We start from the raw sequence: 13,435 nt of genomic DNA, 5'->3' as shown, positions 1-13,435 counted from the left end.
ATGTACGACGTATTTATAACAAAAGCATCAAAATACTTACCCAATGAGCCGGTAGCGAATGATGAAATGGAGACTTATCTTGGGCTTATCAATGATGCGCCATCCAAAGCAAAATCACTTATCCTAAGAAATAATAAAATTACGACACGATACTACGCTTTAGACACAGAAGGAAACCCTACCCACTCTAATGCGCAGCTTACTGCCAAAGCAATTGAAGGCCTTTTTGATGAAAATTTCAAAAAGGAAGATATGAAATTATTATCCGTAGGAACTACTTCACCAGACCAGATCCAGCCTTCTCACGCTTCTATGGTACATGGTGAACTGAACATCGGAAAATCTATTGAAATTAATACTTCAACAGGTCTTTGCAACTCAGGAATGAATGCGCTGAACTATGGATTCCTTTCCGTAAAAGCCGGAGTACAGGACAATGCTGTATGTGCAGGTTCCGAAAGAATGTCTGCATGGATGACTGCTGATAAATTCAACCACGAAGCTGAAAACTTAAAATTACTGGAAGAAAGACCTATCGTTGCTTTCAAAAGAGAGTTTCTGAGATGGATGCTTTCTGACGGAGCAGGAGCTTTCCTTTTGGAAAACAAACCAAGAGAAAACAGCATTTCTTTAAAGGTAGAATTTATTGACTTTTATTCTTATGCTCACGAAATTGAAGCCTGTATGTATGCCGGATGTGACAAACTGGAAGACGGAAGCTTGAAATCATGGGCAGACTACCCTTCTGATGAATGGTTGAAGCAATCTATTTTTGCCATCAAACAGGATACTAAAATCCTTGATAAATATATCCTTGTAAAAGGAGCCGAAAGTTTAAGATCTTCTTTTGACAAACATAATTTAGATCCGGAAAAAATTGACCACGTATTGGCTCACATTTCTTCAGGATATTTTAAAGACGGACTGAAAGAAGAGTTTGCGAAAAAAGGAATGGATTTCCCTGCAGAAAAATGGTTCTATAACCTTTCTGAAGTAGGAAACATCGGAGCAGGATCTATATTTATAGCCCTTGAAGAATTAATGAATTCAGGAACATTGAAAAAAGGAGAAAAAGTACTTCTTTGCGTTCCCGAAAGTGGAAGATTTGCTTATTCGTGTGCGTTATTAACCGTTTGCTAATGGAAAATAAACTGCCTACATCCGATAAAGATTTTGTAGAAAGTCTTATTCCGCAAAGGTTTCCTTTTGTGATGGTACATGAGCTGTCAGAGTATTCTGAAAGCCATCTTTTGTCAGGTTTTGAAATACAAGAAGATAATCTCTTCATCCAGGACGGATTATTTCAGGCTTCCGGACTGATTGAGCATCAGGCACAAAGTGTTGCTCTGCATACAGGATACAAGTATTACCTGCTGGGGAAAGATGCGCCTACAGGATATATCGGAGCGATCAAATCTTTTGAAGCTGAAGTATTGCCTAAAATAGGAGATCAACTGAAGTCTGAGGTAACAATCCTCAATGAAGTTATGGGAGTAACCCTGGTGGATATCGTTACCAAACTGAACGGTGAAGTGATTGCAAAATCTCAAATGAAAACCGCTGTAAAATAAACTGGAAATGGAAATAAAGGAAGAGAATATCATCAATATACACAACTTTTTACCACATCGCGAACCGATGCTTATGGCAGATTTCATCCTGGAGCTGACCAAAGAAAAAGTAGTGACTTCCTTTGAAATAAAAAAAGATAATATTTTTGTTCACAACAATGAATTTGCAGAAGCCGGCTTAATTGAAAATCTGGCACAAACCTGTTCTTCTATCCTTGGGCAAAGCTTCTTTGAAAACCCTGAAGCGGATACAAAAGTAATCGGGTTTATTACCAATATCAAGAAGATTGAAATTTTTGCCCTGCCAAAAGTGAATGACAAAATCATTTCCAAAGCTTCACTCATTTCACAGTTTGAGAACATCTGCCATATCTTCTGTGAAACATTTAATAATGATGAACTATTGATCAGAGCAGAAATCAACCTGTTTATTCAGGAGGTAAAATCATAAATCAATTCAACATAGATATAAAAAAGCTGTACAAAAACGTACAGCTTTTTATTTTCGATCTTATTTATTGCTTGTGAACATTGGTGTACTTCATTGGTGGCATTTGTGTTTAAAGGTTAGGTTTTGGCTAAAGCCAGTTGATTTTTACATTTTTTGCAAGTGGGCTAAAGCCCACTCCTATTGAATTGATTACAATAGTCTTGCAATAAAAAACATTAATTTTTTATCTATTTTAACTACAACCAGGCCTTACATAAAACAACTGATAATCAAGACGATACAAACAACAAAACTTCATCATAAGATGAATTATTTCACGTGAAACATTTTATAAATCCGTGAAACACTTCTTATTAGACAAAATCATCTCCAAACAAGATAAAATCAGATCTTGCCCATTCGACCCTATAAAAAAAGTCACGCTGTTTAGAATCTAAACAGCGTGACTTTTTATGAAAGTTTTGTAAATTCTTATTAGATAACTACTTCATAGTCATTCCCTCCGCAAATCTGCTCAGCAGGACCGGCAATATCAGTATTGATATCTACATTACGGATTTGACCGTTAGTCCCATTAGCGCATGAAATATAAACAGTTATACCTCCTTGTACTTTTTTTAATTGGCTTTTTGTAAGTAACTTTAAGTTTCTCATGGTTTAAATTTGTTTTAATTATTAGTTTTTGTTGTTTAAGATAAACAAATATATATAAAACAATCAAACAACCCATATATTTCCAATAATTAACAAAATTTTATGCATATTCGTCATTCAACATAATGGGTTTCTGTTTTTAGGATCTGCAAAATATTTTGATAGAGCCTCTGTTTCAAAACAATAGCTCCCTCAGAGGTAATATGATTTACATATAATGTATTTTCACTATTTTAGCCATCGATTATAAGAATCAAAAAACAGGTGAACATTTTTCATCTGCAATCTAAAAAAATGATAGTATTTAGATGAAAAAACAAGACCTACCTCAAGACGAAAGTAACCTGAAATCCGCTAACATGACCGAAGTGTTGTATGTGACGGATGAGAACGACAATTACACGACAGCAAACAGTACCGGCTGGGATGCCAAGAAAGCTGCTCTGGATGAATCGATGGAACTCATTTATGAAAGAATTGAGGAAGCAAAGCAAGATGTTGCCCATAATAAAGTAAGTCCCATCGTTTATTTTATGGAACTGAACAAAATGGATCTTGGAGTCCTTGCTTCTTATGTAGGAATGTGGCAATGGAGAGTAAAAAGACATTTTAAACCCAGGATATTTAAAACACTAAGCGAAACTGCACTGAAAAAATATGCCGATGCTTTCGGAATTTCAGTGGATGAATTAAAAAACTTCAACGGTAAATAAATGAAATAAGGCTATAAATAATGCCTGCTTCATTTTCCAATGAAAAGATACAATCAGCAAATGAAATTAAACTTTGAACACCATCAGACTGCGCATTGCGAAAACGGTGTTGCTTCTAATCTACTGCTTAATAAAGGACTTAAACTAAGCGAACCCATGATCTTCGGGATCGGTTCCGGACTGTTTTTTGTCTACCTTCCTTTTTTAAAGGTGAATTTTGCTCCGGGCTTCAGCTATCGTCCGATGCCGGGTGCTATTTTCAGTAAAGCGGCCAAAAGATTAGGAATTAAAATCAAAAGAGAAAAATTCTCAAATCCTAAAGATGCTCAAAAAGCGCTGGAAAGAAATCTGGAACAAAATATTCCTACAGGACTTCAAGTAGGAGTTTTCAACCTTACTTATTTCCCTGAAGAATATAAATTCCACTTCAATGCTCACAACCTTGTGGTGTATGGAAAAGAAGATGGAAAATTCCTGATCAGTGATCCGGTAATGGATTATACAACATCCCTTTCCGAAGCAGAACTGGAAAAGGTAAGATATGCGAAAGGAGCACTTCCTCCGAAAGGACATATGTACTACCCTGTTTATGTTCCTGAAAATATCAACATTGAAGAAGCGATAAAAAAAGGAATCAAAGATACCTGCAAAAATATGCTGGCTCCTGTACCTCTTATCGGCGTAAAAGCGATGAGATGGGTAGCCAAAAGCATCCCGAAATGGGCAGAAAAGAAAGGAACAAAAGTCACCAATCACTATTTGGGACAGTTGATCAGAATGCAGGAAGAAATTGGAACCGGAGGCGGAGGTTTCAGATTTATTTATGGTGCATTTCTTCAGGAAGCAGCTATCATTCTCAAAAATGATGAACTGAAGGAATTATCAAAAGAAATCACTTCTATTGGTGATCTTTGGAGAGATTTTGCCGTGGATATTGCCAGAGTATATAAAAACAGAAACTCAAAAAGCAATATCTATAACGAACTTTCAAAAACGATGCTGCACATTGCAGATCTGGAAGAAGCTTTCTATAAAAAACTGAGAAAAGCGATCTGATATGGCAGAAAATATGATTGAGATCAAAAACTTATATAAGAAATACAAAAATTCTGATGAGTTTTCTGTAAATGATATTTCCCTGAATATCAATAAAGATGAAATTTATGGAATTCTCGGACCTAATGGTGCTGGAAAAACAACATTGATTTCGATGCTTTCAGGATTGATAAAACCTACCTCAGGAACTTTTACCATCAATGGTTTATCTCCACAAAAAGAAGGTTTTAAAATCAGACAGATCATCGGAATTGTACCTCAGGAATATGCTTTATATCCTACACTTACCGCAAAAGAAAATCTAATGTTTTTTGGGAGTCTGTACGGATTGAAGCACAGCCAGCTAAAAAAAGTAATTGACGAATCTCTGGAAATCATGGGTCTTTCAAAATTTGCCAACAAACAGGTAGGTCAGTTTTCTGGAGGAATGAAGCGCCGCTGTAACCTCATCGCAGGAACACTCCACAATCCTAAAGTTTTATTTCTGGATGAGCCCACCGTTGGCGTAGATGTTCAATCTAAAAAAGCCATTATTGATTATCTCCTGGATTTAAATAAACAAGGCACCTGCATTATCTATACTTCCCATCACCTATCGGAAGCTGAAGAATTCTGTACTAAAATTGCCATCATCGACCATGGAAAAATCCATGCGGTAGGAACACCTGAAGAATTAGTGAACAGAGTCGCAAGTGCCGAAAACCTTGAAGATGTTTTCATTTCATTAACCGGAAAAGAACTAAGAGATGTTGTTGTATAAACTGTGGAGAAGCTTTATTAAGGAAATTCTTCTGCTGAAAAGAGATATAGGAGGGATTGTCATCATCTTTGTGATGCCATTGCTTTTGATTGTCACCATTACCCTTATCCAGGATTCCACCTTTAAAAACCTTGAAGGATCAAAGATTCCTATTATTTTTATTGATCAGGATCAATCTGAAGTCTCAAAAAATATAAAAGCTGAACTGGAAAACAGCAAAACATTCCAGTTGCTGACCAATTTCAATGAAAAATCTGCTCAGGATGCTGTTTTTTCCGGAGATTATCAGATGGCGATTGTCATTCCTGAAAATTTAACGAAAGATTTAAATTCTAATATTGATTCAAAAGTTCAGACCATTGTAAGTTCATTCGGACTGGAAGGAGACTCTGCAAAAGTAAAAACGGCTGCTCCTAAGGCGAAAGAAATTCATTTATACTTTGATCCTGCTACCAATGCCGGATTCAAGAACTCTGTGATGAATTCTGTCAATAAAATGGTTTTTGAAATTGAAAATAAAAAGATTTACAAAGCATTCCAGGATCAGCTGGGAACTACAGAAAATCTTGACGAAAATAAAAACCTGATCAGCTTTAAAGAGATCACTCCCAAGAAAGGAGAAATGGACGTCATGCCGAATTCTGTTCAGCACAACGTTCCTGCATGGACTCTTTTTGCAATATTCTTTATTGTGGTTCCTTTATCCATTAATCTGGTGAAGGAAAAAAGTCAGGGAACAAGTGTAAGAGCGAGAATAAGCCCTACCCCCTATTTTGTTCATATTTTAGGAAAAACATTTACTTATCTTATTATCTGCATCATACAGTTTTTACTGATGGTGGCAGTAGGAATTTATCTTTTCCCTTATATGGATCTTCCGGCATTTGATGTATCCGGAAAAATGTTCCAGCTTGTTACTGTAACATTATTTGCAGGATTAGCTGCTATCGGGTTCGGTGTTTTATTGGGTACAATTGCCGATACTCAGGAACAGTCGGCTCCATTCGGGGCAACATCTGTAGTGGTTTTAGCAGCAATCGGAGGAATCTGGGTTCCTGTATTTTTAATGCCGGAATTCATGCAGACTGTCGCAAAATTCTCTCCTATGAACTGGGGACTGAATGCCTATTACGATATTATTTTAAGAAACAGTGGAATTGGAGGAATTGCTAAAGAATTGGCATTCTTATTATTATTTTACCTTGCCACCGTATCCATTTCCATTTTTTACGAAAGAAAACAAAATGCAGTCTAAAGAAAACATATTAACCTGTACTGAAGAAGTCAGAGTACGATTCAATGAGACAGATCCATTGGGAATTGTCTGGCATGGCCATTATATCGTGTATTTTGAAGACGGAAGAGAAGCTTTCGGTCGTCTGCACGGCCTTACTTATCTTGATATTCAAAATGCAGGATTTGTAACTCCCATCGTAAAAAGTACCTGTGAACATTTTCTTCCTTTAAAATATGGTGAAACATTCAGGATTGTAACTACTTTTATCAATTCTGTTTCTGCTAAACTAATCTACCGATATGAGCTCTTCAATCAGGAAGACCAATTGGTATGTAGCGGGGAAACCATCCAGGTATTCCTGGACAGTAATGGAAGCTTATGTCTGTACAATCCGGAGTTTTTTCAAAACTGGAAAGATAAAATGGGATTATCATGAGAAAGGAAATTTATATCACAGACTACAGTTGTGTAACTCCTTTAGGTTTCAATGTGGATAATAACTGGAAGGCACTTTTGGAAGGACAATCAGGAGTTGATTTACATAAAATCATAGACAATCAGGATGCTTTTCATGCTTCAATGATTGATTCTGAAAAACTGAATGAAGAATTCAACAGATTCTTTACACAGAACGACAATAATTATTTTACAAGACTGGAGAAAATGCTTCTTTTAAGTATAAAACCTCTTGTTGAACAACATACAATATCAGAAGATACGGCTTTTATCCTTTCCACAACAAAAGGAAATATCAGTCTGCTAAAAAATCAGTCTGAATTACCGGAAGGAGTTTATCTGTCGAAATTAGCAGGAAAAATTGCAGACTTCTTCGGATTCAAAACAAAACCCATCGTAGTTTCCAATGCCTGCGTTTCAGGAGTCATGGCAATTGCAGTAGCTAAGAATATGATCCAGGCAGGAAAATACAAAGATGCCTTTGTTATTGCCGGTGATGAGCTTTCTGAATTTGTTATTTCAGGATTCAATTCATTTCAGGCCATAGGATCAGGACCTTGCAAACCTTATGACAAAAACAGAGACGGAATCAATATCGGTGAAGCTGCAGCAGCAGTTTATATAACGAGCAATCCCTCACAAAACGAAAAATTCAGGTTTAAAGTTTTGGGAGATTCTGCCGTAAATGATGCCAACCATATTTCCGGACCTTCAAGAACAGGTGACGGTTTATATGCCAGTATCAGAAATGCCATGACTGAAGCAAATGTTTCCTCAGAACAGATTGATTTTATTTCTGCCCACGGAACAGCAACTTTATATAACGACGAAATGGAAGCCATTGCTTTCAACAGAATGGAACTTCAAAATATTCCTCTCAACAGTATGAAAGGATATTACGGACATTGCCTGGGTGCATCAGGTCTTCTGGAAAACATTATTTCTATGGAAAGTGCTCTTCATAGTACTTTACTTCCATCAAAGAACTTTGAAGAAATGGGAATAACTCAGCCAGTGAATATTATCAAAGACAATCAAACTGCAAACATCAGATTTATTCTGAAAACAGCTTCAGGTTTTGGTGGTTGTAACGCAGCTATTGTGCTGGAAAAATGTTAAATTGAACTTGATGAAGAAAATAAACACCTGTACCATAGAACATTCAAAAATAACCGTTGACGGAAATCTTATTTTTGAAAGTCAAAGCGAAACCTTTCAGGAATTTGCCAAGGAAGCTTATAAAAGTTTAGATCTCAGTTACCCTAAGTTTCATAAAATGGATCATCTGAGTAAACTGGCTTTTCTTTCCGCAGAAACGATTTTGAAAGACGAAGATCACAGCAGAACAGCAATTGTTTTTGCCAACAGATCATCCAGCCTTGATACGGACTTCAAATATCAGGAAAGCATCAATAATCAGGATAACTTCTATCCGAGTCCGGCAGTTTTTGTTTACACCTTACCCAATATTTGTGTAGGCGAAATCAGCATTAAACATAAAATGCAGACAGAAAATGCTTTTTTTGTTTTGGATGAATTTGATGAAAATTTTTTAAACAATTACTCTGAACAGATTCTGCAGTCAGGCAAGGCTGACAAGGTATTATGTGGCTGGGTAGAATTGTATCAGGAAAATTATAAAGCTTTTGTATATTTGCTCACATTATAATTTAACAATGTACCAATCTGATAATGTACCAATGCTAAAGGTAATAACAACTATTGGTAAACTGGTACATTGATATATTGTTACATTAAAATAATATTTATGGAAAACTTAAAAACAGAATTGAAACACAAAATTATTGAAGTCCTTAACCTTGAAGATGTATCTGTAGAAGAAATCAAAGATACTGATCCATTATTCGGAGGAGGATTAGGATTAGATTCTATTGATGCTTTGGAACTTATTGTTCTTCTTGATAAAGACTATGGAATCAAATTAGCCGATCCTAAAAAAGGAAAAGAGATTTTCCAATCTATCGATACGATGGCTAAATTCATCGAGGATAACAGAACAAAATAAACCAATATAACAATTTAACAGTGTAACAATGTAACAATTATTGGTAAATTGTTAGATTGATACATTGTTATATTATTTAATACCATGAGTCAAAAAATTGCCATAACGGGAATGGGCATCATTTCCTCCATTGGAAACAATGTGGAGGAAAATTTTATTTCATTAGAAACCGGAAAACACGGAATTTCAGATATCGAAATGTTTGAAACCCGCCATGCCGGAATCATTAAAACAGGTGAAATAAAATTATCCAATAAAGAACTTGTACAGAAACTTCAGCTTGATGAAGACAACAATGTAACCAGAACTTCTTTATTGGGAATGATTGCTGCAAAAGAAGCTGTAGAAAGTGCAGGTATTTCAGATATCAATGGTTACAAAACCGGGCTGATCTCTTCTACCAGTGTAGGAGGAATGGATATTACTGAAAAATATTTCTACTCTTACGAAGACTTCCCTGAAAAGCAAAAATATATTGACGCTCACGATGCCGGAAATTCCTCATTGGCAATTGCTGATTATTTAGGATTGAAAGGCATGGTTTCTACCATCAGTACAGCCTGCTCATCGGCAGCCAATGCGATTATGATGGGCGCTAAACTGATCAAAAACGGAGTTTTGGACCGTGTCATTGTCGGGGGAACAGATTCCCTTTCAAAGTTTACCTTAAATGGATTCAATACCCTGATGATTCTTACGGATTCCTATAACACTCCTTTTGACAACAACAGAAAAGGATTGAACCTTGGAGAAGCAGCCGCTTTCTTAGTTCTTGAATCTGAAGAGATAGTCAAAAAAGAAAACAAAAAAGTCCTGGCTTATCTTTCCGGATATGGAAATGCGAATGATGCACACCATCAGACAGCCTCTTCAGAAAACGGGCAAGGGGCATTTTTAGCCATGCAGCAAGCCCTGAAAATCTCCGGATTAGATAAAGAAAATATAGATTACATCAATGTTCACGGAACAGCAACTCCTAATAATGATTTATCAGAAGGAATTGCCATGATCAGAATCTTCGGTGAAAACCAGGTACCTGAATTCAGTTCTACAAAAGCATTTACAGGTCATACTTTGGCAGCGGCAGCAGGAATTGAAGCGGTATTTTCAATCTTAGCAATGCAAAACAGCCTTATTTTCCCCAACCTGAATTTCAAAACAAAAATGGAAGAGTTTGATCTCACTCCGGTTACTGAATTAAAAGAGAAAAGCATCCATCATGTGCTTTCCAATTCATTTGGATTTGGAGGAAACTGTTCAACTTTAATTTTCTCAAAATCATGAGTACAGTATACATCAACAGTGCATCCTGTATCTCAGTTCAGGACACTTTAAACGACAATATTCTACAGAACCTTACTCCCAGGAATTCTTCAAACATCATTAAAGCGATAGAACCCAATTATAAAGAGTTCATTCCGCCTGCAATGATCAGAAGAATGTCTAAAACAGTAAAAATGAGTTCTGTAGCATCAAATTACGCATTGAAGGAAGCCGGTATTGAACAACCGGATGCCATCATCGTAGGAACCGGAATGGGCTGTTCACAGGATTCTGAAAAGTTCCTGAAAAATGTGATTGATAATCATGAAGAGTTTCTTACTCCTACCTTTTTTATTCAGTCTACTCACAATACGGTAGCAGGACAGATTGCTCTGGGATTGCAATGTCATGCTTACAACTTCACCTATGTAAATACTTCTTCCTCACTGGAGTTTTCATTATTGGATGCTCAGCTTCAGATCAATGACGGAGAAGCAGAAAATGTTCTTGTAGGATCTACAGATGAACAGACCGACAGAACAATGGAGCTTTACTGTTTGAATAATACCATCAAAAAAGAAACAGATCTTCCCGTTGACTACTTCAATTCCACTACCAATGGAGTAATCTGGGGTGAAGGGGCAAGTTTCTTTGTTGTAGGAAAAAACAAGACTGAAAACTCTTACGCCAAGCTTAAGAATATCCAAATCAGCAATAAGGTGGAATTGAATGAAGTAAAAGATTTCATCCAGAATTTTTTAGCTCAAAACAATCTTTCCCACAATCATATTGATGCGGTTATTTTAGGGTTCAGTGGAGATGCAAATTCAGATATGTATTATACTAAAGCAATGGATCTTTTTCCGGATTCAGCGCAGCTGTATTATAAACATCTGAGTGGTGAATTCAATACAGCCAGTGGTTTTTCAACGTTTATAGCCTGTCATATCCTTAAGGAACAGCAGATCCCGGAGGTTATGATGATCAACACTGAGAAAAAAGAAAGTGTGAAGAATATACTTCTCTACAATCATCTGGGAGGTGATGATCACAGTTTGGTATTACTGGAAAAGGCATAATTGTTGAAATTGAAAATTATACGGTCTATTTGTCATTCAGAGCACAGACCAAAGGTCTGCGAACAAGGTTCTGAAGTGGAGCGTGTAATCTAAATTAGTTTAGACCCCTACGGAGTGACAAAGTACAACAGAGGTTTCCAATTAATCAACAATATAAAAAAGTAATCAGCAATGAAACACTATCCATTCATCCTCTTCTATCTTTTCTGTAACGCTTTTATTTATGCGTTTCACGGAAGTTTTTGGGTGTATCTATTTTGTTTTTTTGCTTTTTCTGCAATTGTAGTTTGGGGTTCTTTTGATATTGAACTGGGATATTTTGTCAACAGCCTTACTCATAAACGCACCAAATTTAAAGAAGTAGCTCTTACTTTTGATGACGGGCCTACCGAGTTTACCCCGAAATTTTTAGACTTACTTAAGGAACATCAGGTAAAAGCCACCTTTTTCTGTATTGGGAAACAGATCGAAAAATATCCGGAAACGTTTCAGAGAATTATTGCTGAAGGCCATACGATCGGAAATCATACGTTATCACATTCCAATTCCACCGGATTTTTATCTACTTCAAAAATGATTGAGGAAATTGAAAAATGTGATGCAATCATGAAGAACGTTGGAAATATCAGCACCCATCTCTACAGGCCACCTTTCGGAGTGACAAATCCCAATATTGCGAAAGCGATTAAAAGAACACATAAAAAAAGTATCGGATGGAATGTCCGTTCCTTAGACACCATCATTGATGATGAAAAGAAAATCTATACCAGAGTTACCAAAGACTTAAAAAAAGGGAGCATTATCCTGCTTCATGATACTTCGGAAAAGACTTATCGTGTTCTGATAGATTTATTAGTATTTTTGAAGGACAAAAAATATTCAACCTTTACCGTTGATACAGTTATAAATTCAAATAGAAATGATTAAAAATATTGCTTTCGGAGCATTCTTACTGGTTTCAGGTTTCTTTTTTGCACAAAACACGGCAATGTCAGGAGCTGAAGCCAAAGCATTTGTATCGAAGGTTTCTTCAGAGACCAAAGAGATCAAAACATTACAAAGTGATTTTACCCAGACCAAAAAAATGGATTTTCTGGATAAAAGCATTGTTACCTATGGAAAAATGTCATTACAGACTCCCAATATGCTGAGCTGGAAGTATACTAAACCTTATCAGTACAGTATTGTTTTTAAAAGCAATAAGATCTACATCAATGATCAGGGGAAAAAATCTTCTGTAGATGCCAAGAGCAAAACATTTGAAAAAATCAATAAACTGATTGTAGGAAGTTCAAACGGAACCATGTTCAATGATCCTGAATTTACGGTAACGTACTTCAAGAACGGAAATTATAATGTGGCCAAGTTTATTCCTAAAACATCCCAACTGTTGAAATACATCAAACAGATTGAGCTGTATTTCCCTAAGAACCAGTCGACGGTTTCTCAGGTAAATATGACTGAAGCTTCCGGAGATACTACGAATATTGTTTTCAAAAACACCAAGGTCAATGCTTCAATTCCTGCGTCAGAGTTTACTCTATAGCCTGATTCTCATTCTGGCAGTTTCCTGTAAAACGTATAAGCTAACGGGAGTAAAGCCTGTTTCCCCGTCTGAAAAGATGGTTGAAAACTTATACTTCTCTTCAGGCGAAGATTATGTATACAAATGCCAGATGGACATTTATAAAAACCATGTGAGCGGGATTCTGATCATCAAAAAATTGAATGAAACAACCCATCGTGTTGCTTTAACATCAGATTTCGGGAACAAACTAATTGATTTTGAGGTTTCTGAGAATAATTTCAAATTGAATTATGTACTTCCTGACCTGGATAAAAAAATCGTTATTAATTTCCTGAAGAACGATTTTCAGCAGCTTCTGAAAAAACAATATCCGGTAAGCGAAAGTTTTGAGAATGAAAATGCGAAAATTTATCTTTCTAAAATTGAGAATAAAAGGTATTATTTATTCTTCAGTAAAGAAAACAATTTATTGAAACAGATCATTTACACGAAAAATAACAAGGAAAAAATCGATTTTACTTTTGATGCAAAAAAGCATATCTTCGCGGATAGCTTAAATCTACAGCACAAAGACTTTAAGATCAATATAAAACTAGTTCAAATAACCGAAACAGAATAAGTTCCAACAGGGAAATCGTACC

At 36.1% G+C, this 13,435-nt stretch carries 17 protein-coding genes; 16 read left to right on the top strand and 1 reads right to left on the bottom strand.

Annotated elements, in window-relative coordinates; all coding sequences use genetic code 11:
• Genes CQ022_RS20820 through CQ022_RS20810 form a run of 3 tightly spaced genes read left to right on the top strand, consistent with a single transcriptional unit; the run spans nt 1 to nt 2,022 of the window.
• Entirely contained in the window at nt 1–1,140 is a 1,140-nt protein-coding gene (locus CQ022_RS20820; protein ID WP_105684197.1) for a beta-ketoacyl-ACP synthase III, read from the top strand.
• Nucleotides 1,140–1,571: a hypothetical protein gene (locus CQ022_RS20815; RefSeq protein WP_105684196.1), complete on the top strand. Its 432-nt coding sequence runs from the start codon at nt 1,140–1,142 to the stop codon at nt 1,569–1,571. The genes CQ022_RS20820 and CQ022_RS20815 overlap by 1 nt, the downstream gene beginning before the upstream one ends.
• Nucleotides 1,572–1,578: 7 nt before the next feature.
• Nucleotides 1,579–2,022 (top strand): ABC transporter permease, encoded by a 444-nt coding sequence (locus CQ022_RS20810; RefSeq protein ID WP_105684195.1) that lies wholly within the window; start codon nt 1,579–1,581, stop codon nt 2,020–2,022.
• 474 nt (nt 2,023–2,496) lie between these two features.
• On the opposite strand, the gene CQ022_RS20805 is transcribed toward CQ022_RS20810, so the two are convergent.
• On the bottom strand, nt 2,497–2,676 hold the full coding sequence (locus tag CQ022_RS20805; protein WP_105684194.1) for a hypothetical protein: 180 nt from the start codon (nt 2,674–2,676) through the stop codon (nt 2,497–2,499).
• 308 nt (nt 2,677–2,984) lie between these two features.
• Here CQ022_RS20805 and CQ022_RS20800 point away from each other — a divergent pair, with 308 nt between their 5' ends.
• From CQ022_RS20800 to CQ022_RS20740, 13 genes are all read left to right on the top strand, one after another.
• Nucleotides 2,985–3,389 carry a hypothetical protein gene (locus tag CQ022_RS20800; protein WP_105684193.1) on the top strand — a complete coding sequence of 135 codons (405 nt, stop codon included), beginning with the start codon at nt 2,985–2,987 and terminating at the stop codon, nt 3,387–3,389.
• Nucleotides 3,390–3,449: 60 nt separating this feature from the next.
• Nucleotides 3,450–4,445 (top strand): BtrH N-terminal domain-containing protein, encoded by a 996-nt coding sequence (locus CQ022_RS20795; RefSeq protein ID WP_105684224.1) that lies wholly within the window; start codon nt 3,450–3,452, stop codon nt 4,443–4,445.
• A gap of 1 nt (nt 4,446) precedes the next feature.
• Nucleotides 4,447–5,205 carry an ABC transporter ATP-binding protein gene (locus CQ022_RS20790; RefSeq protein ID WP_105684192.1) on the top strand — a complete coding sequence of 253 codons (759 nt, stop codon included), beginning with the start codon at nt 4,447–4,449 and terminating at the stop codon, nt 5,203–5,205.
• The gene (locus CQ022_RS20785) at nt 5,192–6,460 is read left to right on the top strand and encodes an ABC transporter permease (RefSeq protein ID WP_105684191.1); all 1,269 of its coding nucleotides are present in this window, start codon (nt 5,192–5,194) and stop codon (nt 6,458–6,460) included. Before CQ022_RS20790 ends, CQ022_RS20785 begins: the two co-directional genes overlap by 14 nt.
• The gene (locus CQ022_RS20780) at nt 6,450–6,878 is read left to right on the top strand and encodes an acyl-CoA thioesterase (protein WP_105684190.1); all 429 of its coding nucleotides are present in this window, start codon (nt 6,450–6,452) and stop codon (nt 6,876–6,878) included. Before CQ022_RS20785 ends, CQ022_RS20780 begins: the two co-directional genes overlap by 11 nt.
• A complete protein-coding gene (locus tag CQ022_RS20775) occupies nt 6,875–8,017 on the top strand; it encodes a beta-ketoacyl synthase N-terminal-like domain-containing protein (RefSeq protein ID WP_105684189.1) in 1,143 nt (380 codons plus the stop codon). Before CQ022_RS20780 ends, CQ022_RS20775 begins: the two co-directional genes overlap by 4 nt.
• A gap of 10 nt (nt 8,018–8,027) precedes the next feature.
• The gene (locus tag CQ022_RS20770) at nt 8,028–8,567 is read left to right on the top strand and encodes a 3-oxoacyl-ACP synthase (RefSeq protein ID WP_105684223.1); all 540 of its coding nucleotides are present in this window, start codon (nt 8,028–8,030) and stop codon (nt 8,565–8,567) included.
• A gap of 99 nt (nt 8,568–8,666) precedes the next feature.
• Nucleotides 8,667–8,924, top strand: a complete 258-nt coding sequence (locus tag CQ022_RS20765; protein WP_034692439.1) for a phosphopantetheine-binding protein — start codon at nt 8,667–8,669, stop codon at nt 8,922–8,924.
• Between the two features lie 84 nt (nt 8,925–9,008).
• On the top strand, nt 9,009–10,208 hold the full coding sequence (locus CQ022_RS20760) for a beta-ketoacyl-[acyl-carrier-protein] synthase family protein (RefSeq protein WP_105684188.1): 1,200 nt from the start codon (nt 9,009–9,011) through the stop codon (nt 10,206–10,208).
• Nucleotides 10,205–11,266, top strand: a complete 1,062-nt coding sequence (locus CQ022_RS20755) for a beta-ketoacyl synthase N-terminal-like domain-containing protein (protein WP_105684187.1) — start codon at nt 10,205–10,207, stop codon at nt 11,264–11,266. The genes CQ022_RS20760 and CQ022_RS20755 overlap by 4 nt, the downstream gene beginning before the upstream one ends.
• Before the next feature lie 171 nt (nt 11,267–11,437).
• The gene (locus tag CQ022_RS20750; protein WP_105684186.1) at nt 11,438–12,193 is read left to right on the top strand and encodes a polysaccharide deacetylase family protein; all 756 of its coding nucleotides are present in this window, start codon (nt 11,438–11,440) and stop codon (nt 12,191–12,193) included.
• Nucleotides 12,186–12,812 carry a LolA family protein gene (locus CQ022_RS20745; RefSeq protein WP_105684185.1) on the top strand — a complete coding sequence of 209 codons (627 nt, stop codon included), beginning with the start codon at nt 12,186–12,188 and terminating at the stop codon, nt 12,810–12,812. Before CQ022_RS20750 ends, CQ022_RS20745 begins: the two co-directional genes overlap by 8 nt.
• Nucleotides 12,778–13,413 (top strand): hypothetical protein, encoded by a 636-nt coding sequence (locus tag CQ022_RS20740; protein WP_105684184.1) that lies wholly within the window; start codon nt 12,778–12,780, stop codon nt 13,411–13,413. The genes CQ022_RS20745 and CQ022_RS20740 overlap by 35 nt, the downstream gene beginning before the upstream one ends.
• The last annotated feature ends 22 nt before the right edge of the window (nt 13,414–13,435 follow it).

This window comes from Chryseobacterium culicis, from assembly GCF_002979755.1.
GTDB lineage: Bacteria > Bacteroidota > Bacteroidia > Flavobacteriales > Weeksellaceae > Chryseobacterium > Chryseobacterium culicis_A.
The sequence above is the reverse complement of the archived record's forward strand: the minus strand, read 5'-3'. Positions and strand labels throughout refer to the sequence as shown.